At 63.2% G+C, this 25,214-nt stretch carries 20 protein-coding genes; 9 read left to right on the plus strand and 11 right to left on the minus strand.

The annotated features are described in order from the left end of the window. Positions 1-214: 214 nt before the first annotated feature. Genes ACXR0M_RS06720 through ACXR0M_RS06745 form a run of 6 tightly spaced genes read left to right on the plus strand, consistent with a single transcriptional unit; the run spans position 215 to position 5,642 of the window. Positions 215-1,066 (plus strand): STAS domain-containing protein, encoded by an 852-nt coding sequence (locus ACXR0M_RS06720; RefSeq protein WP_458831065.1) that lies wholly within the window; start codon positions 215-217, stop codon positions 1,064-1,066. A gap of 4 nt (positions 1,067-1,070) precedes the next feature. Next, on the plus strand, positions 1,071-1,433 hold the full coding sequence (locus ACXR0M_RS06725; RefSeq protein WP_458831066.1) for an STAS domain-containing protein: 363 nt from the start codon (positions 1,071-1,073) through the stop codon (positions 1,431-1,433). Next, positions 1,430-1,834, plus strand: coding sequence for an anti-sigma regulatory factor (locus tag ACXR0M_RS06730; RefSeq protein WP_458831068.1), 405 nt, complete (start codon positions 1,430-1,432; stop codon positions 1,832-1,834). Before ACXR0M_RS06725 ends, ACXR0M_RS06730 begins: the two co-directional genes overlap by 4 nt. Further along, positions 1,831-2,841 (plus strand): ATP-binding protein, encoded by a 1,011-nt coding sequence (locus ACXR0M_RS06735; RefSeq protein WP_458831375.1) that lies wholly within the window; start codon positions 1,831-1,833, stop codon positions 2,839-2,841. Before ACXR0M_RS06730 ends, ACXR0M_RS06735 begins: the two co-directional genes overlap by 4 nt. Further along, entirely contained in the window at positions 2,834-3,709 is an 876-nt protein-coding gene (locus tag ACXR0M_RS06740) for a sensor histidine kinase (protein ID WP_458831070.1), read from the plus strand. Before ACXR0M_RS06735 ends, ACXR0M_RS06740 begins: the two co-directional genes overlap by 8 nt. Next, positions 3,699-5,642 carry a response regulator gene (locus tag ACXR0M_RS06745; protein WP_458831072.1) on the plus strand — a complete coding sequence of 648 codons (1,944 nt, stop codon included), beginning with the start codon at positions 3,699-3,701 and terminating at the stop codon, positions 5,640-5,642. The genes ACXR0M_RS06740 and ACXR0M_RS06745 overlap by 11 nt, the downstream gene beginning before the upstream one ends. A 157-nt stretch (positions 5,643-5,799) precedes the next feature. Here the strand turns inward: ACXR0M_RS06745 and ACXR0M_RS06750 are convergent, their stop codons facing one another. From ACXR0M_RS06750 to ACXR0M_RS06785, 8 genes are all read right to left on the minus strand, one after another. Beyond that, on the minus strand, positions 5,800-8,433 hold the full coding sequence (locus ACXR0M_RS06750; protein WP_458831074.1) for an excinuclease ABC subunit UvrA: 2,634 nt from the start codon (positions 8,431-8,433) through the stop codon (positions 5,800-5,802). A gap of 166 nt (positions 8,434-8,599) precedes the next feature. Beyond that, positions 8,600-10,711 (minus strand): ATP-binding protein, encoded by a 2,112-nt coding sequence (locus ACXR0M_RS06755; RefSeq protein WP_458831076.1) that lies wholly within the window; start codon positions 10,709-10,711, stop codon positions 8,600-8,602. Positions 10,712-10,843: 132 nt separating this feature from the next. Then, positions 10,844-11,533, minus strand: coding sequence for a GntR family transcriptional regulator (locus ACXR0M_RS06760; protein WP_458831078.1), 690 nt, complete (start codon positions 11,531-11,533; stop codon positions 10,844-10,846). Positions 11,534-11,913: 380 nt separating this feature from the next. Continuing rightward, the gene (locus ACXR0M_RS06765; protein ID WP_458831080.1) at positions 11,914-14,991 is read right to left on the minus strand and encodes an error-prone DNA polymerase; all 3,078 of its coding nucleotides are present in this window, start codon (positions 14,989-14,991) and stop codon (positions 11,914-11,916) included. Continuing rightward, positions 14,988-16,403 (minus strand): Y-family DNA polymerase, encoded by a 1,416-nt coding sequence (locus ACXR0M_RS06770; RefSeq protein WP_458831082.1) that lies wholly within the window; start codon positions 16,401-16,403, stop codon positions 14,988-14,990. The genes ACXR0M_RS06765 and ACXR0M_RS06770 overlap by 4 nt, the downstream gene beginning before the upstream one ends. A 7-nt stretch (positions 16,404-16,410) precedes the next feature. Further along, positions 16,411-17,028, minus strand: coding sequence for a translesion DNA synthesis-associated protein ImuA (gene imuA / locus ACXR0M_RS06775; protein ID WP_458831084.1), 618 nt, complete (start codon positions 17,026-17,028; stop codon positions 16,411-16,413). Further along, positions 17,028-17,645, minus strand: coding sequence for a transcriptional repressor LexA (gene lexA, locus ACXR0M_RS06780; protein WP_458831086.1), 618 nt, complete (start codon positions 17,643-17,645; stop codon positions 17,028-17,030). The genes imuA and lexA overlap by 1 nt, the downstream gene beginning before the upstream one ends. A gap of 175 nt (positions 17,646-17,820) precedes the next feature. Beyond that, on the minus strand, positions 17,821-18,738 hold the full coding sequence (locus tag ACXR0M_RS06785; RefSeq protein ID WP_458831088.1) for a LysR family transcriptional regulator: 918 nt from the start codon (positions 18,736-18,738) through the stop codon (positions 17,821-17,823). Positions 18,739-18,841: 103 nt separating this feature from the next. Here ACXR0M_RS06785 and ACXR0M_RS06790 point away from each other — a divergent pair, with 103 nt between their 5' ends. From ACXR0M_RS06790 to ACXR0M_RS06800, 3 genes are all read left to right on the plus strand, one after another. Beyond that, on the plus strand, positions 18,842-20,584 hold the full coding sequence (locus tag ACXR0M_RS06790; RefSeq protein WP_458831090.1) for an amidohydrolase: 1,743 nt from the start codon (positions 18,842-18,844) through the stop codon (positions 20,582-20,584). Positions 20,585-20,772: 188 nt separating this feature from the next. Continuing rightward, entirely contained in the window at positions 20,773-21,510 is a 738-nt protein-coding gene (locus tag ACXR0M_RS06795) for a TorF family putative porin (RefSeq protein WP_458831092.1), read from the plus strand. Between the two features lie 253 nt (positions 21,511-21,763). Further along, positions 21,764-23,422 (plus strand): phosphoethanolamine transferase, encoded by a 1,659-nt coding sequence (locus ACXR0M_RS06800; RefSeq protein WP_458831094.1) that lies wholly within the window; start codon positions 21,764-21,766, stop codon positions 23,420-23,422. Between the two features lie 124 nt (positions 23,423-23,546). On the opposite strand, the gene ACXR0M_RS06805 is transcribed toward ACXR0M_RS06800, so the two are convergent. The 3 genes from ACXR0M_RS06805 to ACXR0M_RS06815 all read right to left on the minus strand — a co-directional run bounded on the left by ACXR0M_RS06805 (position 23,547) and on the right by ACXR0M_RS06815 (position 25,191). After that, positions 23,547-23,825 carry a DUF971 domain-containing protein gene (locus tag ACXR0M_RS06805; RefSeq protein WP_458831096.1) on the minus strand — a complete coding sequence of 93 codons (279 nt, stop codon included), beginning with the start codon at positions 23,823-23,825 and terminating at the stop codon, positions 23,547-23,549. Beyond that, positions 23,822-24,784: a HEAT repeat domain-containing protein gene (locus ACXR0M_RS06810; RefSeq protein WP_458831098.1), complete on the minus strand. Its 963-nt coding sequence runs from the start codon at positions 24,782-24,784 to the stop codon at positions 23,822-23,824. Before ACXR0M_RS06810 ends, ACXR0M_RS06805 begins: the two co-directional genes overlap by 4 nt. Positions 24,785-24,945: 161 nt before the next feature. After that, on the minus strand, positions 24,946-25,191 hold the full coding sequence (locus ACXR0M_RS06815) for a 4Fe-4S dicluster domain-containing protein (protein ID WP_003225615.1): 246 nt from the start codon (positions 25,189-25,191) through the stop codon (positions 24,946-24,948). Positions 25,192-25,214 lie beyond the last annotated feature (23 nt).

The following is a 25,214-nucleotide window of genomic DNA, read 5'->3' on the forward strand; positions in this document are numbered from 1 at the left end:
CCGTCGGCCTTGCAGATTCGAAGCCTGGGTAGCGCCAACGTTCAATACATCGCTGGTTTCGCGCACACCAACCAGAGTCAACCGGGCGCGCCTTGCGCCAGAACAAAATATCCATTCGGGCACGTACAACTATTTCAGACGGCAAAGGTCACTGAGTTCTTGCCGGTCACTTTTCACAGATTCGGCCCCCAATTCGTTTCGGAGCAACAGGCACATGGCAGCACTGCAGAACAGCACACTCGACGCGATGAAGATCCAACAGTCCCAACTGCTGGGCGAATGGATCAACGGCCTGCAAGCCAGCGGCGCCAGCCGTAATCTCAAGGACCACGACCTGCAACAGCAGACCAGCGAGTTCTTGCAACTGGTCATCGCCGGCCTGCACGCCGACAACGGCAACAACATCAACGCGCCGGGCTGGGAAGCCACCCGCCAGTTCCTCGAAAAGCTCTCGCACAGCCGCGCCTTGCTCGGCCACGATTCGCAGCAGACCGCGAGCTTCATTTTCGCCCTCAAGGGCCCGCTGTTTGCCCTTTTGCAAAAGCATTACCGTGAACAACCGGCGCTGCTCGCCGAGCAACTGTGGGAAATCTCCGAGCTGTTCGACGCGTTTGGTATGCACACCATCCGCACCTTCCAGAAATCCCGTGAAGCGGTGATCAAGCGTCAGCAGGAAGAACTGCTGGAACTCTCCACCCCGGTGGTCAAGCTGTGGGATGGCGTGCTCGCGCTGCCGATGATCGGCACCCTCGATTCGCAACGCACCCAGGTGGTGATGGAATCGCTGCTGCAACGCATCGTCGACACCGGTTCGGAAATCGCCATCATCGACATCACCGGTGTGCCGACTGTCGACACCCTGGTCGCCCAGCACCTGCTGAAAACCGTGACGGCGATTCGCCTGATGGGCGCCGACTGCATCATCAGCGGCGTCCGCCCGGCCATTGCGCAGACCATCGTGCACTTGGGTCTGGACCTGCAAGGCGTGGTAACCAAAGCCAACCTCGCCGACGCGCTGAAGCTCGCCCTCACCCGCCTGGGCGTCAGCCTCAGCAAAGCGGTCTGAGCCCATGGAGCGCATCCCGATTCTCCAAATGGGTAAATTTTTGCTGGTGACCATCCAGGTCGACATGCATGACCAACTGGCCCTGAACCTGCAGGACGATTTGTCCGAACGCATCAGCAAGACCTCGGCGCGCGGGGTGTTGATCGACATCTCGGCGCTGGACATGGTCGACTCGTTCATCGGCCGCATGATCAGCACGATCTCGGCCCTGTCGAAAATCATGGACGCCGAAACCATGCTGGTCGGCATGCAGCCGGCGGTGGCGATTACTCTGGTCGAACTCGGTCTGACCCTGCCCGGCGTCAGCACCGCGTTGAACGTTGAACGCGGAATGCAACGGCTGCAGGAACGAGTAAACCGCCCATGATCGTGCGCAGCAACGGTACTCAGCCGATTCGCCTCGAGCAGGATGTCGTGCTCGCGCGCCAGACGGCCCGTAAGCTCGCCACCGAGTGCGGCATGCGCCTGATCGACATGACCAAGATGGTCACCGCGGTCAGCGAGCTGGCACGTAACACCGTGGTGTACGGTGGCGGCGGCGATATGGACTGGCAGATTCTCGATGACGGTCCCAAGGTCGGTCTGCGCTTGACCTTCCGCGACGAAGGCCCCGGCATTGCCGATCTCAAACTGGCGATGACCGACGGCTGGACCTCCGGCAGCGGCATGGGTCTGGGCCTGACCGGGGCAAAGCGTCTGGTCGAAGAGTTTGAACTGGACACCGAACCCGGCAAGGGCACGCGCATAACGATCACGCGATGGACATAACTATCAGCGGGTCGCTGACCCAGGTCCTGCTGATTGAAGACAGCAGCCAGATCGGCCATGCGCGGCGTACCGCGCAACGGCTGGCCGAGCAACTGGGCTTCGATGAAACCGACGCCGGACGCGTGGCGCTGGTTGCTACCGAACTGGCGAGCAACGTGCTCAAGCACGCCAGCCACGGCGAGTTTCACCTGCGCCCGTTGCCGCGTAGTAACGGCGCCGGCATCGAAATGCTCGCGGTCGACCGTGCCCAGGGTTTTGACCTGGACGCCTGCCTGCCCGATGGTTTTTCCACTGGCGGGACCCAGGGCATCGGCCTGGGCGCGGTGGCACGCCAGACCGAGGTCTTCGACGTGTACGCCGACACCCGTGGCGCGGTGCTGCTGGCGCGTCTGTATCCACGCGGCGAGCGCCAGCCCGACTTGCGTTACGGGGTCAGCCAGCACTCGCTGCACAACGATCCGGCCTGCGGCGACGGCTGGCATCTGGCTTACCACGGCGCCAGCATCAGTGCGTTGGTGATCGACGGCCTCGGCCATGGTGAGGATGCTGAACGAGCGGCCAAGGCTGGCGCACAGGTGTTCGCGCAAACCCCGTTCGCCAGTCCGGTCATGTTGATGGAAGACATGCACCGCAACATGCTCGGCACCCGTGGCGGCGCGGCAGCGTTTGCCCAGTTCAATGCCGCCCGCGACAGTCTGACCTACACCGGGATCGGCAACATCGGCGCCAATCTGATCAGCGCCGAAAAGTCCCGCGGCCTGGCCTCGCACCCGGGCATCGTCGGCGGCCAATACCGCAAAGCCCAGCCCTTTGACTATGCTCACGTGAACGGACACCTATTGATCATGTACAGCGACGGTTTGCAGTCCCGTTGGAATCTTCAAGACTATCCCGGGCTGGCGCACCGTCATCCGGCGGTGATCGCTGGCGTGCTGCACCGTGACTTCTGCCGCGGGCGCGACGATGTCACGGTGCTGGTCGTTGAACTGGAGGCCGCGCATGTCTGAGTCGCCAACGTTGAACCCCGCCGAGCAGACTGCGCTGATCGCCCGGTTGCAGGGCGAGAACGCGGCCCTGCGCGAAGAGCTCGAAGAAACCAATCAGGGCGTGCTGGCGCTGTACGCCGAACTCGACACCCAGGCCGAAGAATTGCGCCAGGCCTCAGACCTGAAAAGCCGCTTCCTGTCGTACATGAGCCACGAATTCCGTACCCCGCTGGGTTCGATTCTGAGCATCAACAGCTTGCTGGCCGACGAACTCGACGGTCCGCTGAGTGCCGAGCAGCACAAGCAGGTGGCGTTCGTCAGCAGCGCCGCCCGCGAACTCAGCGACATGGTCGATGACTTGCTCGATCTGGCGAAGATCGAAGCCGGACGGATCAGCATTTCCCCGGCGTGGTTCGACATGTTCGACCTGTTCAGCGCCTTGCGCGGCATGTTCCGGCCAATCGTCGACGCCTCGGCTGTGGATCTGATCTTCGAAGAGCCGGTCGGCCTGCCCCGGCTGTACACCGACGACAAGAAACTCGGGCAGATCCTGCGCAATTTCATTTCCAACTCGCTGAAGTTCACCACCCGCGGCGAAGTGCGGATCTCGGCGCGCCTCGAAGGCTCGGATCGGGTGCGTTTCGCGGTCAGCGACACCGGGATCGGTATCGCCCCGGAGCTGCATGGCGCCCTGTTCGAAGACTTCTCCCAGGTCGACTCGCCGCTGCAGAAGCGCCTGCGCGGCACCGGCCTCGGCCTGTCGCTGTGCAAGCGCTTCGCTGCGCTGCTCGGCGGTGAGGTCGGGATGGACAGCGCACCGGGGATCGGCTCGACCTTTTTCGTGATCATTCCGCTGGCGCTCGCCCTGGAGAACGACGATGAAGCGTGACATCCGTCTGTTGATCGTCGACGACAATGCCGCCACCCGCTATGCCCTGCGCCGGCGCCTGGAACGCCACGACTACACGGTGCTGGAGGCCGGCACCGGCAGCGAAGGTCTGGCCCTGATCGACAGCGAGCCGCTCGATGCGCTGATCCTCGACGTCAACCTGCCGGACATGAGCGGCTTCGACATCGTGCGCACCCTGCGTGCCGATGCGCGCACCGCGTTGCTGCCGATCATTCACGTGTCCGCCGCCTCGATCCAGACCGGCGACATCATCACCGGCCTGAACGCCGGTGCCGACGCCTACCTGATTCACCCGGTTGACCCGGACGTGCTGCTGGCCACCCTGCGCACCCTGCTGCGCGTGCGCGACACGGAAAACGCGCTGCGTGAGAGCGAGGCGCGCTTCCGCGAAATTTTCATCAATGTCTCGGCGCCGATTGCCGTGCTGGACGCCAACCTGAAAGTGCACGAGTGCAACCACGCGTTCACCCAACTGATCCAGGACAACCGCGCCCAAGACACCCTGCGCGAGTGCTTTGACGAAGATCAGCAGGCGATCCTCGATGAGCTGCGCCTGCGTCTGGTCGATGGCGAGCGCTGGAAAGGCACGCTGAACATGCGCGTGCAGGGCGAAGTGCGCGAAACCGAGTGGCAGATTTCTCCGTACCGCACGCCGCAGTTGAGCCTGGTGTTTGTCGAGGACGTCACCGAGCACCGCCACCGCGAGCGCTCGCACCTGGCGCGGCTGGACGACACCACCACGCAACTGGCCAAGGAAGTCGCCGAACGCGCACGCGCTGAATCGCAGTTGCTGCAAGTGCAGAAAATGGATGCGCTGGGCAAGCTCACCGGCGGTATTGCCCACGACTTCAACAACCTGCTGACCGGGATCATCACCAGCCTCGAACTGATTCAGAAACGCGTAGCCGACGCACGGCCGGACAAGGTGCAGTTGTACGCCGAAGCCGCGCTGAGTTCGGCCACCAGTGCCGCCGCCCTCACCCATCGTCTGCTGGCCTTCGCCCGGCAGCAGCCGCTGGACACGCGGCCGGTGGACATCAACGAACACGTGCGCTCGCTGCAAGAGTTACTGGTGCGCACCATCGGCGAGCGCATCACCCTCAACCTCGAACTGACCAACAAGCCGGCGATCGCCCTGGTCGACCCGGTGCAGCTGGAAAGCGCGGTGCTCAATCTGGTAATCAATGCCCGGGACGCACTGCCCAAGGGCGGCAATATCTGGGTCAACACCTATGCCGCGTACTCCCACGGCGATCCGAACCTGGCCGATGGCGCGTATGTTGCGCTGTCGGTGCGCGACGACGGCACCGGCATCGAGCACAACGTGATCGACAAGGTTTTCGAACCGTTCTTCACCACCAAGCCACTGGGCCAGGGCACCGGGCTCGGGTTGTCGACGATCTACGGTTTCGCCCGCCAATCCGGTGGCGATGCACACATCCGCAGCGTCGCGCGGCGCGGTACCGAAGTGACCCTGATGCTGCCGGCCACCAGCGATCCGACCTGCGTCGAGGTGGCCCCGGTCGTGGTTGATCCGCAAGGGGCCGGTGAGCATGTGCTGATTGTCGAGGACATGCCGGCGGTGCGCATGTTCGTCACCGAGGTGCTGGAGGACGCGGGCTACCGCTGCACCCAGGCAGCGGACATCGAAACCGCGCAGGAACATTTGCAGAACGATCCGAGCATCGACCTGCTGCTGACCGATGTCGGCTTGCCGCGCATGACCGGCCGCGAGCTGGCCGATGTGGCGCGGGGCTGGCGCCAGGAGCTGCCGATTCTGTTCATGACCGGTTACGCCGAAACCGCGATCAATCGCCAGGTGTTTCTCGGCAGCGGCATGGATATGCTGATCAAGCCGTTCCCGATCAGCGAACTGCTGGACAAGGTCCGCCGCACCCTGGACGGCGCCTGACAACCGCCATCGCTGCGATCTTTTGATCCTGATCCTGAAAAGTCAAAGTCAAAAGGTCGCAGCCTCGTTGCACTCGACAGCTCCTACACGGATTTATGAGCGCCAAAAAACTGTGGGAGCGGGCTTGCTCGCGAAGGCGCCAGCCGGGGCGCCGCCGTTATCGACTCAACGCCCGTGCCAGAAACGGCGCCGTCCGGCTCTTCTTGCTTGCTGCCACCTTCTGCGGCGTGCCAGCGGCGACAATCCTGCCGCCCTGATCCCCTGCCCCCGGACCAATATCGATCACCCAGTCGCTCTGCGCGACCACACGCATTTCATGCTCGACCACAATCACCGTGTGCCCCGCCGTGACCAGATTATCCAGTTGCTCCAGCAGCCGATCGACATCGCGCGGATGCAACCCGGTGGTCGGTTCATCCAGCACGTACAGGGTCGCGCCGCGCTGATTGCGCTGTAGCTCGGTGGCCAGTTTGATTCGTTGTGCCTCGCCACCGGACAACTCGGTGGCCGGTTGGCCCAGTCGCAGATAGCCCAGGCCGATATCCCGCAGCACCTCCAGCGAACGGCGAATTCCCGGTTGCTCGGCAAACACTTCCACCGCCTCAGCCACCGTCAGCTGCAACACCTGCGCGATGCTCAAGCCTTGCCAATGAATCGCCAGCGTCTGCGGGTTGTACCGCGCGCCATGGCAGGTCGGACACGGTGCGTAGACGCTGGGCATGAACAGCAACTCGACACTGACAAAGCCCTCACCTTCGCAGGTCGGGCACCGGCCCTTGGCGACGTTGAAGGAAAATTGCCCGGCGTCGTAGCCCGCCGCCCGCGCTTCGGGTGTCGCGGCGAACAATTTACGCACGTTGTCGAACAGCCCGGTGTAGGTCGCCAGATTCGAACGCGGGGTGCGGCCAATCGGTTTCTGATCGACCTGCACCAGGCGCTTGATCGACTCCAGCCCCGCCGTCACCTGACCACTGCTGGCCTGCGGCGCGTCATCTTCGAGGCTGAGTTCTTCCGGCTCCTGCTCGGCGACTGGACGCCCCAGGTGCGCACCCACCAGTTCCAGCAAGGCCTGACTGACCAGACTGGATTTGCCCGAGCCCGAAACGCCGGTCACCGAAGTGAAGCAGCCCAGGGGAAACTCGGCGCTGAGGTTGTTCAGGTTGTTGCGACTGATACCCTCGAGTTTCAGCCAGCCGCTGGGCTTACGTGCGGTGCGTGAGGTGCCTCGGGCTTCGGCGAACAGATAAGCGCGGGTCTGCGACTCCTCGATTTCAGCCAGCCCGGCCGGCGGACCGCTGTACAGCACTCGCCCGCCCTTCTCGCCCGCCGCCGGGCCGACATCGATCAGCCAGTCGGCGCGGCGCATGGTCTCCAGATCATGCTCGACCACAAACAGCGTATTGCCGTCGGCCTTGAGCCGCTGCAGGGCTTCGAACAGCGCCTCGCCATCGGCTGGGTGCAGGCCGGCGGACGGTTCGTCGAGCACGTAGATCACGCCGAACAGTTGCGAGCCCAATTGCGTGGCCAGGCGCAGACGCTGCAGCTCGCCGGACGACAGCGTCGGCGTGCTGCGTTCCAACGCCAGATAACCCAGGCCCAGCTCGGTCAGGGTGCTGACCCGCTCCAGCAAATCCTCGGCAATGCGCTGCGCCGCCAGACGTTTTTCCGGCGACAGGTTCGGCGTATGCCGCACATCCGGCGCGCTGGCGTGGCCGCTGGCACCGCCGGCGACGCGCTGCTGACGAGCCTCGCGAGTTTGCGCATGACTGAGGGTTTCACCGCTTTCCTCGGTGTGTTCCAGGTAGGTGGCTGCGGCTACGGGTTTGAGAACTTCGGCGAATTGCAACAATGGCATCCGCGACAGCTCGCCAATGTCGTATCCGGCGAAAGTCACCGACAACGCCTCACGTTTCAGGCGTTTGCCGTCGCACAACGGGCACGGGCTGCCGAGCATGAACTGCGCGACACGCTTCTTCATCAGCGCGCTTTGCGAATGGCTGAAGGTGTGCAGAATGTAACGCCGGGCGCCGGTGAAAGTGCCCTGATAACTCGGTTCCATCTTGCGCTTGAGGGCGACCCGGGTTTCTTCCGGGGTCAGCCCGGCGTACACCGGCACGGTCGGGGTTTCGTCGGTGAAGAGGATCCAGTCGCGCTGTGTTTTCGGCAGTTTCTTCCACGGAATATCGACATCGATGCCCATGGTTACCAGGATGTCGCGCAGGTTCTGCCCCTGCCACGCCAGCGGCCAGGAGGCCACGGCGCGCTGGCGGATGGTCAGGTTCGGATCGGGCACCATCAGCGCCTCGGTCACCTCATACACCCGTCCGAGGCCGTGGCATTCAGGGCAGGCGCCTTGTGGGGTGTTCGGCGAGAAATCCTCGGCGTACAGCATCGGCTGCCCCGGCGGATAGCTGCCGGCCCGGGAATAGAGCATGCGGATCAGGCTCGACAAGGTGGTCACGCTGCCCACCGACGAACGCGCGCTCGGCGTGCCACGCTGCTGTTGCAGGGCCACCGCCGGCGGCAGGCCTTCGATGGAATCTACATCCGGCACGCCAACCTGATCGATCAACCGCCGCGCATACGGCGCCACCGATTCGAAATAGCGCCGCTGGGCTTCGGCGTACAGGGTGGAAAACGCCAGCGACGACTTGCCCGAACCGGACACCCCGGTGAACACCACCAGCGCATCGCGCGGGATGTCGACGTCGACGTTCTGCAGATTGTGTTCCCGGGCGCCGCGTACGCGAACCATGCCGGCGGGTGCTTTGGAGGTGCGTTTGGCAGTCATGGGCGGTCCTTTAAAAGAGAATCAAGGACGCGAATGAACTCTGTGGTGAGGGGATTTATCCCCGATCGGCGGTGCAGCCGCCGCAAGCAAGGGAGCGCTTCGCACTCCATCGGGGATAAATCCCCTCACCACAAGAAGCCTGTTCGCGGGTGAGAGGAAAATAAATTCAGGCACCGAGCACCGACCGAATCATCTGCAACAACGCTTCCGGTCCATAGGGTTTGCCGAGCAAGTGCGTGTCCGGACTCAGTTGGTGGTTGCGCGAGATGATGTCGCGGGTGTGGCCGGAGGTGAACAGCACCGGTACCGGCGGCGTCTGCACCTTGGCCCAGGCGGCCAGATCGGAACTCTTGATCAGTCCCGGCATGACCACGTCAGTGAATATCAGATCGACGTCGGCGCCTTCCAGCAGCATCTGCATCGCCACGTCGCCATTGCCGGCGGTGAGCACGTGGTAGCCCTCCTCGCGCAGCAATTCCACCGCCGAGGCGCGCACCGCGTCGTTGTCCTCGACCACCAGAACGGTCTCGTGACCGCCGCCCTGCTGCGGGCCGGGGCTCGGGGTTTCGGCGGCAACCGAGCGCAGGCAGCGCGGGAAGTACAGCTGCACCCGCGTGCCCTGGCCCACGGTGCTGTCGATCTCGACGTGGCCACCGCTCTGTTTGACGAAACCGAAGACCATGCTCAGGCCGAGTCCGGTCCCCTCGCCATCAGCCTTGGTGGTGAAGAACGGCTCGAACACCTGCTCGAGCATTTGCGGGGGAATGCCGGCGCCACTGTCGCTGACCACCAGCCGCACGAAGTCGCCGGCAACAATGCCTTTGCCAGCGCAAAAGGTGCTGTCCAGTCGGGTATTGAGGGCGCTGAGGACAATGGTGCCCTCGCCCTTCATCGCATCCCGGGCATTGATCGCCAGGTTGAGAATGGCGTTTTCCAGTTGATTGCGGTCGACGTTGATGTGCCACGGGTCTTGCGGCAATTGCATGTCGATCTGGATGGTTTCACCCAGCGCGCGCTGGAGCAGTTCACCGACGCCATCGAAGATCTGCCGCAAATCGCACACCGCCGGCGACAACGGCTGGCGTCTGGCAAACGCGAGCAGTTGCGACGACAGCTTGGCCCCGCGCTCGACCGCCGCCAGCGAGGCGCTGACCCGGCGCTGCACGTTGGCATTGTCCGGTTCGTGCCGCGCCAGCAAGTGCAGGTTGCCGGCGATCACCTGCAGCAGGTTGTTGAAGTCATGGGCGACGCCGCCGGTCAATCCGCCAATCGCTTCGATCTTCTGCGACTGACGCAATTGCTCCTCGGCGGCCAGTCGCGCATTCACTTCATCGGCGACCCGTTGTTCGAGGTTGCGGGTGAATTTGAGCAGGGACTCTTCGGCGATCTTGCGTTCGTGAATGTCGATCAACACCCCAGGGAAGCGAAACGGCGCGCCCTGTTCGTCGAACTCGCAGGCGCCGCTGGCGAGCACCCACAGGTAGCTGCCATCGGCGCGCCGCACCCGGTACTCGGCGTTGTACGGCTCGCCACTTTGCAAAGCATGACTGACCCGGTCCTGGACCCACGCCAGATCGTCCGGGTGGATCCGCGATTCGGTAAAAGACTGCGGCAGGTTGCTCAGGTCCTGATCCGGCGGACAGCAAAACGTCCGGGCGAAACGCTCATCCGCCGACAACACATTATTCTTCACGTCCCAGACAAACGAGCCGAGCAACGCGCCGGCATTGAGTGCCAGCCGCACCCGTTCGTTATCGGCCCGATAGGCATCTTCAGCGGCCTGGCGCAGGCGTTCGGAGCGCACCAGCTCGGTGGTCTCCACCACCATTGCCATCACCCCGGACGGCACGCCTTCGTCGTTGGCCACCGGGCTGTAATACAAATCCATCCAGACGTCTTCGGGCACGCCATCGCGCAACAGCACCAGTTCCTTGTTGCGGTAGGACAAGGTGCCACCCGCCAGGCAGGTGTCAACCACATGCCGGTTAAAGTCGGCGACTTCCGGCCAACCCAGCTCCACCGGCGCACCCAACAGATACGGATGGCGGCCACCGGCGAACTTGGAATAGGCGTCGTTGTAGATCATGTACCCGGCATGGCCCCAGAGCATGACCATCGGCAGCGGCGAAGCCAGCATCAGTTGCACCGCGCTGCACAGACTGGCGGGCCAGGTGTCGAGCGGGCCGAGTTCGGTCTGCCGCCAGTCGAACGCACAGATGCGCCCGGCCATTTCGCCTTTCCAGCCCGCACAGTCGTGGTTATCGGATAAAAACTGCATCGATTGACTCGGTGTCCTGTGGTGTTTGCCCGATACATCGCGCCGCTGAAACGATGCACGCCCGTGAGTTTCGAGCTTCGCAGGCCATTTTGGTTTCATTTGAAACAGCGCCGACTGCAGGCCCGGCGCGGATCAGACCCCGATCAGGTGTTTGAGCGGGTGGTAGCCGGTTTTCATCTTCGCCGCGACGTCCAGAATCGCTTTCTCGATACCGTTCAAATGCGTGCAGATCAGCTCGATGGCGGCGCTCTGGTCGCCCGCTTCGATGTACTCGATCAAGCGTAGATGTTCGTTGTCGCGGCAGGCTTCATGGCTGTCGTCATCCAGCGCGGTGATATACAGCGAAGCGCGGGAAATCAGCTTTTGAAACCAGTCGAGCAGCACCGGATTGTTGAGGCTGCGCGCCAGCTTGAGGTGGAACTCGCCGAGCAGGTAAATCAATTGCTCGTGGTCGCCCGCCGCGTGGGCGGCGTCTTCCAGCAGCAGGTGCTCGCGCAGGACCTGCATGGCGGCAGTGTCCTTGCGTCGGCAGAGTTCGGTGACCATGCCGATCTCGATCAACCGCCGGGTTTCGAACAGCGAGCGGATCTCTTCGTTGCTGGGCAACGACACCGAAGCGCCTTTGTTCGGCTCGGTGGTCACCAGCCCCTCGGCTTCCAGTTGCTTGAGCGCCGCCCGCACCGAGGTGCGGCTGACATTGAACAGTTCGGCCAGCGAGGCTTCGCCCAGCTTCATCCCCGGACGCAGAGAGCGCTTGCTGATCGCCAGGTAAATCCCTTGGTAGACGCGGTCGACCGTGGTTTCGAGTTTCTTCTCGGTCATTCGAACACTCCTTCAGCCTCGGCAGACCCGCTGCTCCAGCGTTATGCACCGTTTCGTACATCAGTGTGGCGCAGGATATCGTCTTCGGCGGGCAGATGCAGGATCTGGATCGCAAGTTGCGCGGGATTGAGGCCGCGAAAGGTGCGCGGGAGCAGCGCAAGCCGGGGGGGCGATGGAGGGCGCGAGCGGTTCTGGCTGCTGCCAACAACGCATTTCCCTTGCAGGAGTGAGCCTGCTTGCTCCTGCAAAGGTACACAAATCCACTGTGGGAGCGAGCTTGCTCGCGAAAGCGGCCTTTCAGACAAATCATTTTTTGACTGACCGATCGCCTTCGCGAGCAAGCTCGCTCCCACAGGTTTTGTGTTCGACCGGGAAAAGGATCAGTGGAAATCGCGGCTCTGCACACGAATGCCATCAAGCAACGGAGTCAGGTCGCTCAGCCGTCCGGCGATCAGGTGCCGCACTTCGCCTTCACGCTCCCAGCGGCCATCGACCTTGAGCAGTTGCGAACCCACCAGCACCTGACGCTGGCGCTCGGCCAGATCGCGCCAGACCACCACGTTGACGTTGCCGAACTCGTCTTCCAGGGTGACGAAGGTCACGCCGCTGGCGGTGCCCGGTCGTTGTCGGCCGGTGACCAGCCCGGCGACGCTCACCGGCCGGCCGTGTTCGACGTCCAGCAACTCCTGCGAACTGCGACAGCGCCGGGCCTTGAGTTCGCCACGCAGCAGCGCCAGTGGATGCGGCCCCAGCGTGGTGCCGATGGTTGCGTAATCGGCCTGCAGGTCCTCGCCGACACTCGGTTTGGGCAGCAGCACATCGGGCTCTTCCTGGCTCGGCAAACCGGCAAACAGGCCCAGCTGTTTCTGCACCCCGGCGACTTCCCAGCGCGCGCGATGCCGATGCCCGGCCATCCCGCGCAATGCCCCGGAGTCGGCGAGCAACGCCTGGGCGCGGCTGTCGAGCGCGGCGCGTTCGCCGAGGTCGGCGACATCGGCAAACGCCCCCCGCGCCCGCGCCGCTTCAATACGCCGGGCATCGTCTTCGCGAAAGCCCTTGATCATCCGCAGGCCCATGCGGATCGCCGGTTGCGCGCCGCTGATCGGTTCCAGGCTGCAATCCCAGTCGCTGGCGCGCACGTCCACCGGGCGGATCTGCAATTGATGACGGCGCGCGTCCTGAAGGATCTGATCCGGGCTATAAAAGCCCATCGGCCAGCTGTTGATCAGCGCACAGGCGAACGCCGCCGGTTCATGGCACTTGAGCCAGCAACTGGCGTAGGTCAGCAAGGCGAAACTGGCAGCGTGGGACTCGGGAAAACCGTAACTGCCGAAGCCTTTGATCTGCTCGAAGATCTGCGCGGCGAATTCCTCGCTGTAGCCGTTTTTCTTCATACCAGCAGCGAGGCGTTGCTTATGCGGTTCCAGCCCGCCGTGGCGTTTCCACGCGGCCATGGAACGACGCAACTGGTCGGCCTCGCCGGGACTGTAATCGGCGGCGACGATGGCGATCTGCATCACCTGTTCCTGAAACAGCGGTACGCCGAGGGTGCGTTTGAGCACCGCTTCCAGTTCCGGCGAGGGATAGGTTTCCGGCTCCTCCTTGTTGCGCCGGCGCAGGTAAGGATGGACCATCCCGCCCTGAATCGGCCCCGGTCGGACAATCGCCACTTCGATCACCAGATCATAGAACTCCGCCGGTTTCAGCCGCGGCAGCATCGACATCTGCGCCCGCGATTCGATCTGGAACACGCCGATGGTGTCGGCGCGGCTGATCATTTCGTAGGTCGGTTTGTCTTCAGGTGGAATCGTCGCCAGGCTCAGGTCCCGATGACGATGCCGACGCAACAGGTCGAAGCAGCGACGGATCGCACTGAGCATGCCGAGGGCGAGGATATCGACCTTGAGCAGCCCGACCGCATCGAGGTCGTCCTTGTCCCACTGAATGATCGTGCGCTCGGCCATGGCCGCATTTTCCACCGGCACCAGAGTGTCCAGCGGCGCTTCGGAAATCACGAAGCCGCCGGGGTGCTGCGACAGATGCCGGGGGAAGCCGATCAGTTGCCCGGTCAGGCTCAGCACCCGGCGTAGCACCGGGCTGTCGGGGTCGAAGCCGCTTTCGAGCAAGCGTGCCAGCGGCGGCGTTTCGTCGCTCCAGTGACCGCAGCAATCGGCCAGTGCATTGATCTGATCCGGCGGCAGCCCCAGGGCCTTGGCCACGTCGCGCACCGCACCGGCGGCGTGGTAGGTGCTGACCACCGCGGTCAGCGCCGCCCGCTGCCGGCCATACCGGCGGAACACGTACTGCAGGACTTCTTCGCGACGTTCGTGTTCGAAATCCACGTCGATGTCCGGCGGCTCGTTGCGCTCTTTCGACATGAAGCGTTCGAACAGCAGCGTGGTGCGGTCCGGGTCGATCTCGGTGATGCCCAAGGCAAAACACACCGCCGAGTTGGCCGCCGAGCCACGGCCCTGGCAAAGAATGTTCTGCTCGCGCGCGAAGCGCACCACGTCGTGTACGGTGAGGAAGTAGCTTTCGTAGCCGAGTTCGGCGATCAGTTTCAGCTCATCGTCGATCTGCTTCAGCACTTTGCTTTGCGGCCCTTGCGGCCAGCGCCAGGCAATGCCCTCTTCGGTCAGCTGGCGCAGCCAGGAACTGCCGGTATGTCCCTGCGGCACCAGCTCTTTCGGATACTGATAGCGCAACTCGCTCAGCTCGAAAGTGCAGCGCCGGGCCAGTTGCACCGAGGCGTCGAGCAACGCCGGCGGATACAGCTCGCGTAGCACCTCAAGGCTGCGCAGATGGCGCTCGCCATTTGGGTGCAGGCGCAACCCGGCTTCGGCCACCGGGACGTGATGGCGGATCGCGGTCATGGTGTCCTGCAAGGCCCGCCGACCGCGGGCGTGCATGTGCACATCGCCGCAGGCCACAGCGGCAATCTGCAACTGATCCGCCAGACTCAGCAGTGCCGCCAGCCGCCGCTGGTCGTCCTGCCCGCGATGCAGCTGCACCGCCAGAAACAGACGTTCGCCGAAGGTCTGTTTCAGCCAGCGGCCCTCCTCCAGGTCATTCACGCGGTCCGGCACCCACACCGTGAACAAGCCCGGCAACGGTTCGCTGAAATCCTCGCGCAACACTTGATACTGGCCTTTCTGCGTACGTCGCCGGGCCTGAGTGATCAAACCGCACAAGGCTTGATACCCCGCGAGGTTCTCCACCAACAGCAGCAGTTTCGGGCCGTTGTCGATGCGGATTTCGCTGCCGATGATCAGCGGCAATTCCACCGATTTCGCTGCCTGCCAGGCGCGGACGATCCCGGCCAGGGTGCACTCGTCGGTGATCGCCAGTGCCTGATAACCGTGTTTTTTCGCGCGCTGGAACAGTTCAAGAGCGCCGGAGGCACCGCGCTGGAAGCTGAAGTTCGACAGACAGTGCAGCTCGGCATAGCCATCGTTCATGCAAACCAGCCCTGCAGCCACAACGGACCGCCCTCGCCCACGGCACGATAGGCCCAGCCGTGCTGACCGGCGCGGTTCTGGATCAGGTAGTAATCGCGGCGCACATCGTCACCGTCCCACCAGCCGGACTCGATACGCTCAGGGCCCATGAGGATCCGCGCCGAGCCTTCGGCCACGCTTTGCGGTTCGCCGAGCAGCCAGCCTGGGCGCTGCACGCTCGGCAAGCCGCTGCAGGGCTGCTTGTCGGCGCCGTTCTGCCAGGCACATTCCGGGCGATGGTCGGCCTGAAAGCGCAGCCCCTGCACCGCCTCGTCGCCCAGCCGCGCGCGCAGGCGTTCGCGCAATTGTTCCCAGGGCAGAGTCTGTTGCGGCCGCTCATCGAACAGCTCCTGAAACTGCGGCACGAAACTCGGCAGATCTTCGGCGCGCAGGCGGAAACCACGCACCGGCGCCGCGACCTGCACCTGCTCCAGCCGGCCTCGGGCCAGCTCGAAGAGCATCGCCGGATCGCGCTCGGCGCTGAGCAGGCCGACCTTGATCAGCGTGTCCGGCAACCCGGCGTGTTCCAGATGCAAATCGAAACGCTGCACGCCGCTGTCACGTCCGCAGAGAAAGGCCGAGAGGTCAGCGGTCAATCGGCGTAACGGAAACAGCAGCGCCTGATGCGATTGCACGTCGAAATTCAGTTCGATGCGTACGTCGAAGCGGTCCGGCGGCAGATAGAAGGCCAAGGCCAGCGGACGTGCGCCAAAGAGGGTGTCGAGGTGTTTGAGCATCGACGCTTCGAAACGCCGGGCCAGCGCCTGTCGCGGCAGGCTCTGCAGCTGGCTCAGGTTACGCACGCCCATGCGCGCCAGCGCGGTGGCGACGGGCGGCTCCAGTCCGACGCGGTCGACAGGCAATTGGCCGAGGTGATACTGCAAGGCCTGGCCATCGGGCACCACCAGGCCATCGTAAGCATTGGCCAGCACCCGCGCCGCCACCGGATTGGGTGCGGCGACGATGCGATGGCGGAAGCCCAGTTCGCTCAGTTCCTTGCGCAAACGTGCTTCGAACTGCGCCCAGGAACCGAACAGGCCGAGGCTGGATTCGATCTCGAACACCACGGTGCGCGGGTAATGCACACTGACCTGCGCGCTGAAGCGGTAGGCCCATGCGGCGAGAAACTGCTGCCAGTGCTCGACTTCGGCGAGGTCGTAATCGGCAGTGGCAAAACCTTTGCTCAATGCCTGCGCGGCGGTCATCGACTGTCCGGCGCGCAGGCCAAGCTTACGCGCCGCCGGATTGACCGCTTGCAGCACCCGGCGCTGCGCCGGGCCGCTGAGCAGCACCAACGGCTCATCAGGATCGGGACGCTGACGCAGCACCGCGTCGAGCGCCAATTGCGGGAACAGAATACACACCCAGCGCATGACGACCTCAGTGCCCCACGGTAAAGGCAATCGGCGCCGAGCGCGCCAGACCGCCGCGGCATTTGAGCACGCGCAACTGCGCCGGCCTGGCGTCGATGGCAATCCGCAGCGCCGCCGGCGACGGGTTGATCGCCTCGCTCAGCGGGCGCCAGGCAAAGGCCAAAGTCTGTCCGGTTTCCGCCGCCACCTGCAGGCGCCGCAACGCGCGGTCATCGGCCTTGTGCGGCCAGCACAACACCGCGCCGCAACTGCCCGAGCGCAGGCATTGTTCCGCCGCCCACAAGGCTTCGCGCTCGCTGGCGTGGATCACCGACAACTGGCGCAGATCGACCCCGGCGTTTGCCCACGCCTGCGGGTACGGCACGAACGGCGGCGCTACCAGCACAATGCGCTCGCCTGCCGTCGACAACCGCGCCAGGGTCGGCCAGACCAGTTGCAACTCGCCCACGCCGGGGCCGGCCAGAAGGATTTCGCTGAGTGCCGCTTCCGGCCAGCCGCCGCTAGGCAACGCCGCGTCGAGCGCTGCGTGGCCGGTGGGTTGCGGGCTGGCCGCCGGCGGTGCAGGCCGGCCCTTCCAGACCTGGCCGCCATTGAACAGCGTATCGAGTGCAACGACGGCGCCCATCAGCCTTGCCTCACCAGACCGCAGAACACCCCTTCGATGGCCAGATCCTGATCGTCGCGCACGACAATCGGCTGGTACGCCGGGTTGCGCGGCAGCAGGCGCACTGTAGCGCCGACACGTTCGAAGCGTTTGATCGTGACTTCACCGTCAAGGCGTGCCACCACAATCTGCCCGGTGAGCGCTTCGGGATTGCGCTTCACCCCCACCAGATCGCCATCGAGAATGCCGTCCTCGATCATCGAGTCGCCCTGCACTCGCAGCATGTAGTCCGGGGTACGGGAGAACAGCGCCGGGTCGAGCAGCAAGCGGTTATGGACGTCGGCATCGGCACCGATCGGCGCACCCGCGGCGACCCGACCGAGCACCGGAATATCAAGCAGTTCCGGGCGCGCGGGTTGCCCGAGCAGACGAATGCCCCGGGCCTGATGCGGATTGACCTCGATAAACCCGGCTTCGGTGAGCGCCAGCACATGCTTGCGCGCCACGCTGCGCGAGGCAAAACCAAAAGCCTCGCTGATTTCAGCGAGGCTTGGGGGCTGACCGTGTTCGGCGATGCGTTCGCGGATAAAGGTCAGGATGGCGGTACGGCGGGGAGTAAGAGTGGTCATGGAGTACATTTGTACTCCTGTAGGGTTTTTCTGACAATAACCGCAGGTCGGCCGGGAACGATCAACGGCCGGGCCAATGTAGGAGCTGCCGCAGGCTGCGATCTTTTGATCTTGATCCATAAAAACAAGATCAGAAGATCGCAGCGTGCCGCAGCTCCTACAGGAGAGTGATCAAATGAGGGGGTCAGCTCAGGCCGCGTTCGGCGAGAAAGGCCGCGATGTAATCGATGAACGCGACGACTTTCGCCGTGGCCCGTCGATGGCTCGGGTACACCGCGAGAATGTGCGGGCCGAAGGTATCGGGGTCGATCTCGTAATCGGCCATGACCCGCACCAGACGCCCGTCAGCGATGTACGGCGCGGCGCTCCACAATGGCGTGTGCAACAAGCCACGCCCGGCCAGGGCGCTGGCCAGCAGCAGGTCGTAATTGTCGCTGCGCAACCGCGGCGCCGTCGGTTGCGCCAGGCTCAGGCGCTGGCCGTCGCGTTCGGCCCACCAGAATTCACGGCTGAGCAGCGGATGTTGATACAGCAGCCATTCATGCTGTTCGAGGGTCTGCGGATTTACCGGCAAAGCCTTTCGCGCCAGATAGTCCGGGCTGCCGCACAGGGCCAGACGATTGCTGCCGACCACCCGCGCAATCAGCCCCGGCAGGTCGTCGTGGCCCTCACGCAAGGCCAGGTCGTAGCCGCTTTCCAGCAGATTGACGAACGCATCGCACAGGTCCACTTGCAGGCTGATCTGCGGATATTGCTGCAAAAAACCGTCGCAGACCTGATCAAGAAACGCCCGCCCATAAGCCAGCGGCGCGGTGATTTTCAGACTGCCGCGCAGACCGTGCTGCAACTGCTCGATTTCCTCGCCGGCCTCGTCCAGCCGCTGCAACACCAGGCGCGCGGTTTCCAGATAGACCCGGCCGATTTCGGTGAGCAGAATCCGCCGCGTACTGCGTTCGAACAGCCGCGCACCGAGCTCGGATTCCAGGTGATTGACCGCTTTGGTCAGGGCCGACGGGGTCTTGCCCAACTGTTCGGCCGCGCGGCTGAAACTGCCGAGCTGCGCGGTAACCACGAACATTTTCAGTGCACCCAACTTGTCCATGCTTTTTCCATTCAGGCAAAAACGTTTTTCGTGCGACAGGCGTTCTGTCGGTTGATGTCAGCCACTAATCTGGCCATCAGACGTAATAACAAGGAAATCTTCAATGAAAAGATTCATCCCGAGTTTGCTGGTCAGCGCTTTAAGTTTTGCCTCGATGGAAGCCATGGCCGCCACCGATCTGGTGCTGCTCAACGGCAAGATTTTCACCGCCGATCGCTCGCAACCCAAGGTTCAGGCGCTGGCCGTGGAAAACGGCAAAGTGCTGAAAGTCGGCACGGATGCGCAGATCAAGGCACTGATCCAGCCTGGCACGCAGGTGATCGATCTCGGCGGCAAAACCCTGATGCCCGGCTTGATCGACAGCCACTCCCACGCGATTTTCGGCGGCCTGGAAATGGTCTCGGCCAACATGGAAGACGAAGTCGTCGCCCTCGATCAACTGGAACAACGCCTGCGCGCCTGGCGTGACGATGGCAAGGCCCGACACGGCGACGTGCTGAGCATTGCCGGCATGAGTTCGGTGTACTGGGCGCAGGCCGAAGCGCTGGGCAAGATTTTCAACCAAGGGGAATGGGCCGAGGTGCCGGTGGTGTTCACCGGCAGCGATCACCACACCGCCTGGGCCAACCACGCCATGCTCAAGCGCGCCGGCATCGACGCCGCGTTGCTCAAGGCCCTGCCCGCTGCGGAACAGGACACCATCGGCAAACTGGCCAACGGCGAGCCCAACGGGTTTCTGGTGGATGCCGGCTGGGACCGGGTCGCGGCGAAAATGCCGGTGCCGAGCGCGGCCGACATGCTCAAGGCGGCCAAATCCGCCGTGCGCTTCAACAACAGCCTCGGCATCACCGCATGGATGGACCCCGCCGCCAACGCCGCACCGGGGGAAGCGGTATTCGCCCTCAAACCGACCGAGAAAACCGTTGGTGTGCTGCCGGCCTATAAAGCGCTGGCGGCCAGTGGCGACATGAGCGTACACGTCGCCGCGCTGCTGGTGGCCAACCCGAAAAGTCTGCCCGCCGACCTCGATATGCTGGACAAGGTGCGCCAGCAGTTTCAGGGCATCCCCAACCTGACGTTGCCCGGGGTGAAGATTTTCGCTGATGGCGTGATCGAATACCCGGCGCAGAGTGCGGCGATGATCGATCCGTACAGCAACTCGCACAAACAGGGCGAACTGCTGATCGATCCGCAGCACTTCGGCGAACTGGTCAGCGCCATCGACCAGCGCGGCTGGCTGGTGCACATCCACGCCATCGGCGACCGCGCGGTGCGCGAATCGCTTAACGGCATCGAACGCGCACGCCAGGATCGACAGAGCGGCGTTACCCACTCGATCACGCACCTGCAGATGGTCAACCCGAAAGAGTTCGCGCGTTTCAAACCGCTGAACGTGATCGCCTCGATGCAGTTGCTGTGGGCCAGCGCCGACGACTACACCACCGACATGATCAAGCCTTACGTCAGCGCCCTCGCCTTCCGTTATCAGTACCCGGCGCATTCGCTGTTGAAACAGGGCGCGACGATTGCCGGTGCCAGCGACTGGCCGGTGTCGTCGCCCAATCCGTTCAACGCCATGGCCCAGGCCATCACCCGCCTCGGCCCGCTGGGCGTACTGAATGCCGACGAGCGTCTGGATCGCGAAACCATGTTCTACGCCTACACCGCCAACGCGGCGCGGACAATTGGCCTGGACCAGCAGATCGGTTCGCTGACGCCGGGCAAGCAGGCCGACTTCATTGTGGTCGACCGCGACGTGTTCAGCGTCGACGAAAAAGCTCTGCACGACACCCAGGTTCTGCAAACCTGGTTTGGCGGACGTCAGGTCTACACCGCCAACCCATAACAACAGCCATGCCACCCTGTGGGAGCGGGCTTGCTCGCGAAGAGGCCAGTCTATTCAGCATCTTCACTGACTGCCCCACCGCCTTCGCGAGCAAGCCCGCTCCCACAGGTTTTGTGAGGGTTGCCGAGATCGAATCGCCCCACAGCTCTCTTTCTGCCCCATAACAATCACAACATCCGGGACTTCACATGAAAGCCTTGCCTCTGCTCGCCCTGAGTTCCTTGAGCCTGCTGCCCTTGAGCAGCCAGGCGCTGCCCTTGAACGACGACTTCGCCGTGCTAGTCGATCTGACGCTGGCCAGCGACTACCGCACTCGCGGCATCTCGCAAACCCGTAATGATCCGGCCGTGCAGGCTGGCCTGACCCTGGCGCACAGCAGCGGTCTGTACATCGGCGCCTGGAGTTCCAACGTCGATTTTGGCGGTGACCTGAAAACCCGTCAGGAAGTCGACTACTACGCCGGCTGGCTGTGGCAGGCGACCGACGCGGTCAGCCTGGATGTCGGTTACCTCAAGTACAGCTATCCCAAAGAAAGCCAGTTCAACCAGAGTGAGGTCTATGGGATTCTCGGCGTGTACGGGGTGAAGCTGGCGGCGTATTACTCCAGCGATGCGCCGGGGATCGACAGCCAGCAGAGCTCGCTCTACACCTACGTCGGTTATGAGACCGAGCTACCGTTCGACTCAGGGCTGAAGTTGCGTTACGGCAACATGGACTTCAAGGATCCGCACCTGTATTCGGCGTCCGGGCATGGCGAGGACAGCTACCGTGAATGGGAGGTCAAGCTGAGCCACAACCTGGCTGGGGTGGTGTTGGGCCTGAGCTACATCGACACCGATCTGTCGCAGAGCCAGTGCCTGAGCAACTGGGGCTACAAGGACGTGTGCACGGCGACGGTGGTGGCGAGCGTGAGTAAATCCTTCTGACCCACCGCTCCCGTGTAGGAGCTGCGGCACGCTGCGATCTTTTGCTTTTGATTTGAAAAACAAGATCAAAAGATCGCAGCCTTCGGCAGCTCCTACAGGTAATGCGCAAGGATGGTTGTTACGAGATGTTTACAAATACAGGGTGGTGCGTCGCCTGGTTGTTACGAGATGTTTACAAAATTTTGACTAATGTTCCTCTACAGTCCCGCGCGCAAACCGCGCGTGTTTTCTATCGAGTAGAGGAATGTCTGTAATGGCTTTGGGCAAAGGAATGCGTTTACCAATCATCACTTCGACCCGTCTGGTGCTGCTGTTTTCCTTGGCACTGGTGGCGCTGTACAACCTGGCGACCTGGAAGGCGCTGGGCACGTTGATCACTCTGCAAGGCGCGCACAAACTGGCGTTTTTGGCCTCGTTCGGGCTGTTCCTGTGGGCGGCAATCACCTTGTTGCTGACCCTGGTGTCGTTTCGCTGGACGCTGAAACCGGCGCTGAGTCTGGTCGCCCTGCTCTCGGCCTGCGCCGCGTATTTCATGAACGAATACGGGATCACTATCGATACGGTGATGATCCAGAACGTGTTCGAAACCAACCCCGGGGAAGCCGCCGCGCTGTTCAACGCCAAACTGTTGGCCTACGTGCTGTTGCTCGGCGTGCTGCCGGCGGCGCTGATCTGGCGTTGGCCGGTGAGTTATCGACCGTTCTTTCGCGGCCTGCTCAACAAAGTGCTGGTGATCGCTGCCTGTGTGCTGGTGATTGGTGCTTCGGTGGGCGCGTTCTATTCGACCTATGCGCCGATCTTCCGCGAAGAGGACAAGCTCACCCATTTCATCAACCCGACCAACTACATCTACGCCATCAGCAAGTACACCAAGCAGCGCCTGGGCATCAAACAGCACTTCGTGGTGCAAGCCATTGGTGAAGACGCAGTGATGAGCGCGAAAGCCGCCAGCCGCGAGAAGAAATCGCTGATGGTCTTTGTGGTTGGCGAAACCGCCCGTGCCGATCACTTTTTGCTGAACGGCTATGCGCGCGAGACCAACCCGGAACTGAGCAAACTGGACATCCTCAACTTCAGCCAGGTGCATTCCTGCGGCACGTCGACGGCGGTGTCGGTGCCGTGCATGTTCTCGATGTTCCCGCGGGCGGATTACAGCGACAAGAAAGGCAAAACCTACGAAGGCCTGCTCGACATCCTGCAACGGGCCGGCGTGCAGGTGCTGTGGCTGGACAACAACAGCGACTGCAAGGGCACCTGCCTGCGCGTGCCACACCGCGACATCGCGAAGAACCAGCCGGGGCCGTTCTGCGACGGCAACAACTGCCTCGACGAAGCACTGCTGGCCGATTTGCAAAGCTACATCGACAGCCTCAAGGGCCACGCGATCATCGTCCTGCACGCCGACGGCAGCCACGGCCCGGAATACTACGAGCGCTACCCGAAAAGCATGGAGCGCTTCACGCCGATCTGTCACACCAATCAGTTGGGCAGCTGCAGCCGCGATGAGCTGGTGAACGTCTACGACAACACCATCCTCTACACCGACCACTTCCTCGCCAAGGTGATCGACCTGCTCAAACGCAATCAGGCCACGCTGGACACCTCGATGCTGTACGTCTCCGACCACGGCGAATCGCTGGGCGAAAACGGCTTGTACCTGCACGCCGCGCCGTATGCACTGGCGCCGGAGGCGCAGACCCATGTGCCGATGGTGATGTGGTTCGGCGACACCACCCTGGCCCACGAGGGGATCGATCGCGGTTGCCTGCAAGGCAAGAGCGCCCAGGCCGATCTGAGCCATGACAACCTGTTCCATTCGGTGCTGGGATTGTTCGAGGTAAAGACTGCGCTGTATCAGCCGGGGCTGGATATGTTCCACAGTTGCCGGCCGGCGATGACGGCAGTGCAATAGCCTGAACAATAAAGATCTCTGTGGGAGCTGGCTTGCCAGCGATGGCGGCCTGTCAGTCACCCCAGGTGCAAGCTGTGCCGACCTCATCGCTGGCAAGCCAGCTCCCACAGGGAAACGGTTGTTTTCAAGAGGTGAGCTGTGCCAGATAGGGCCACGGGTAAATGCCGCGCTGGTGACCGTCGCTGAACACCAGTTGCACGCCATAGCCCTGCGGGTTGATCTCGATCAGGCGCACTCGCTCATCGACCTGTGGCGTCAGACCTTTCAGGCGAAACGCGCGGCATTGCGAGCACGGGCACTGGCGGCGCAGTTCGGCGTGTTTGAGCACTGATTCGCGCCCGTCCGGCCAGCTCAGGCGTAAGGTCTGCTCACTCTGCGAATTGCTCAGCGACAACGGATTCACTGCAACTGACTCAAGGCAATTCGCACCGCTTTGCGCACTTCCGGGTCGCCGTCGTCCTGCGCTGCCTGCAATGCCGCCACCGCGCCGCGATCCTGCAACTCGCCGAGAGCCAGCGCGGCTTCCTTGCGCAGGTTGCTGATGCGATGGCCGAGGGTTTCGATCAGCGCGTCCAGGGCCGGGGCAAATCGCAGGCGCCCGAGGCTGCGGGTAGCGCGCAGGCGCACTTGCCAGTAGTCGTCGCTCAACGCTGCAATCAGCGCCGGGCCGGCGTCGCCATGACCGACCTTGCCCAGCGTGGTTGCCGCTTCTTCGCGCACTTGCCAGGCTTGATCGTGCAACGCCTGGCGCAGCGCCGGCAGCACCTCGGCGCCGGACGCCAGACCTAGGGCGCCGGTGGCGGCGCGGCGGACTTCGGTGTCCGGGTCGGCGCTGGCCAGACGTGCCAGCGCCGGCAGTGCGTCGAGCTGCTTGAGCCAACCGAGCACGCCGACCGCTTCGCGGCGCACGCTGGCGTCGGCGTCGTTGAGCGCCGCCAGCGCAGCCGGCGCGGGGTCGGCGAAACGCAATTCGCGCAAGGCACGGAACGCAGCAATCCGCACACTGACTTGCGCATGCTCGGCCCACGGCAGAATCACTCTGCCTGCGGACTCGCTCTTGAGCAGGCTCAGGCTTTGCGCGGCCGCCGCTTGTACTGCTGGCGACGAATCGGTCAAGGCCTGACACAGTGCCGCCACCACCGGCTCATCCTCCCAGGCTTCCAGCAGCCGTGCGGCTTCGGCGCGCACTTCTTCAGCCGGATCGTCGCGCAGGCGTTCGATCAGCCACTGCAGGCCATCGGGTTCTTCGAGATCGGCAAGATCAATCAGCGCAATGCGCCGCACACCGGGATCGTCAGCGCTCAGGCGCGGTTGCAGGGCGAGGATGTCGGGGTTATCGGTCATGGCAAAAAATGAGGTCATGGGGCACATCGCGGCAAAAGTTTTATGAGTGGCTTTAGGGTGTCTGAAAGGGCCTCATCGCTGGCAAGCCAGCTCCCACAGGTTTCTCGGGTGTTTGCAAAATCTGTGTCCCACTGCAAATCCCTGTGGGAGCTGGCTTGCCAGCGATGGCGTCCGCTCAGTCAGCGCAGGAGATAAGGGATGTCGACTTTCACCGCACCCGTCGGGCAATCCTTTTCGCACGGCATGCAGTACCAGCATTCATCGAACGCCATGTAGGCCTTTTGCGTGGCCGGGTTGATCGCCAGCAGATCCATCGGGCAAACGTCGACGCACACGGTGCAGCCCTTTTCGGCGATGCATTTGTCTTCATCGACAGTGACCGGGGCGTTGGAGCGGAAGAAGATTTCCTGGGCTTGATAGGCCATGGTTCGAACTCTCTGTGGTGATG

It is taken from the genome of Pseudomonas sp. Eth.TT006 (assembly GCF_054456575.1).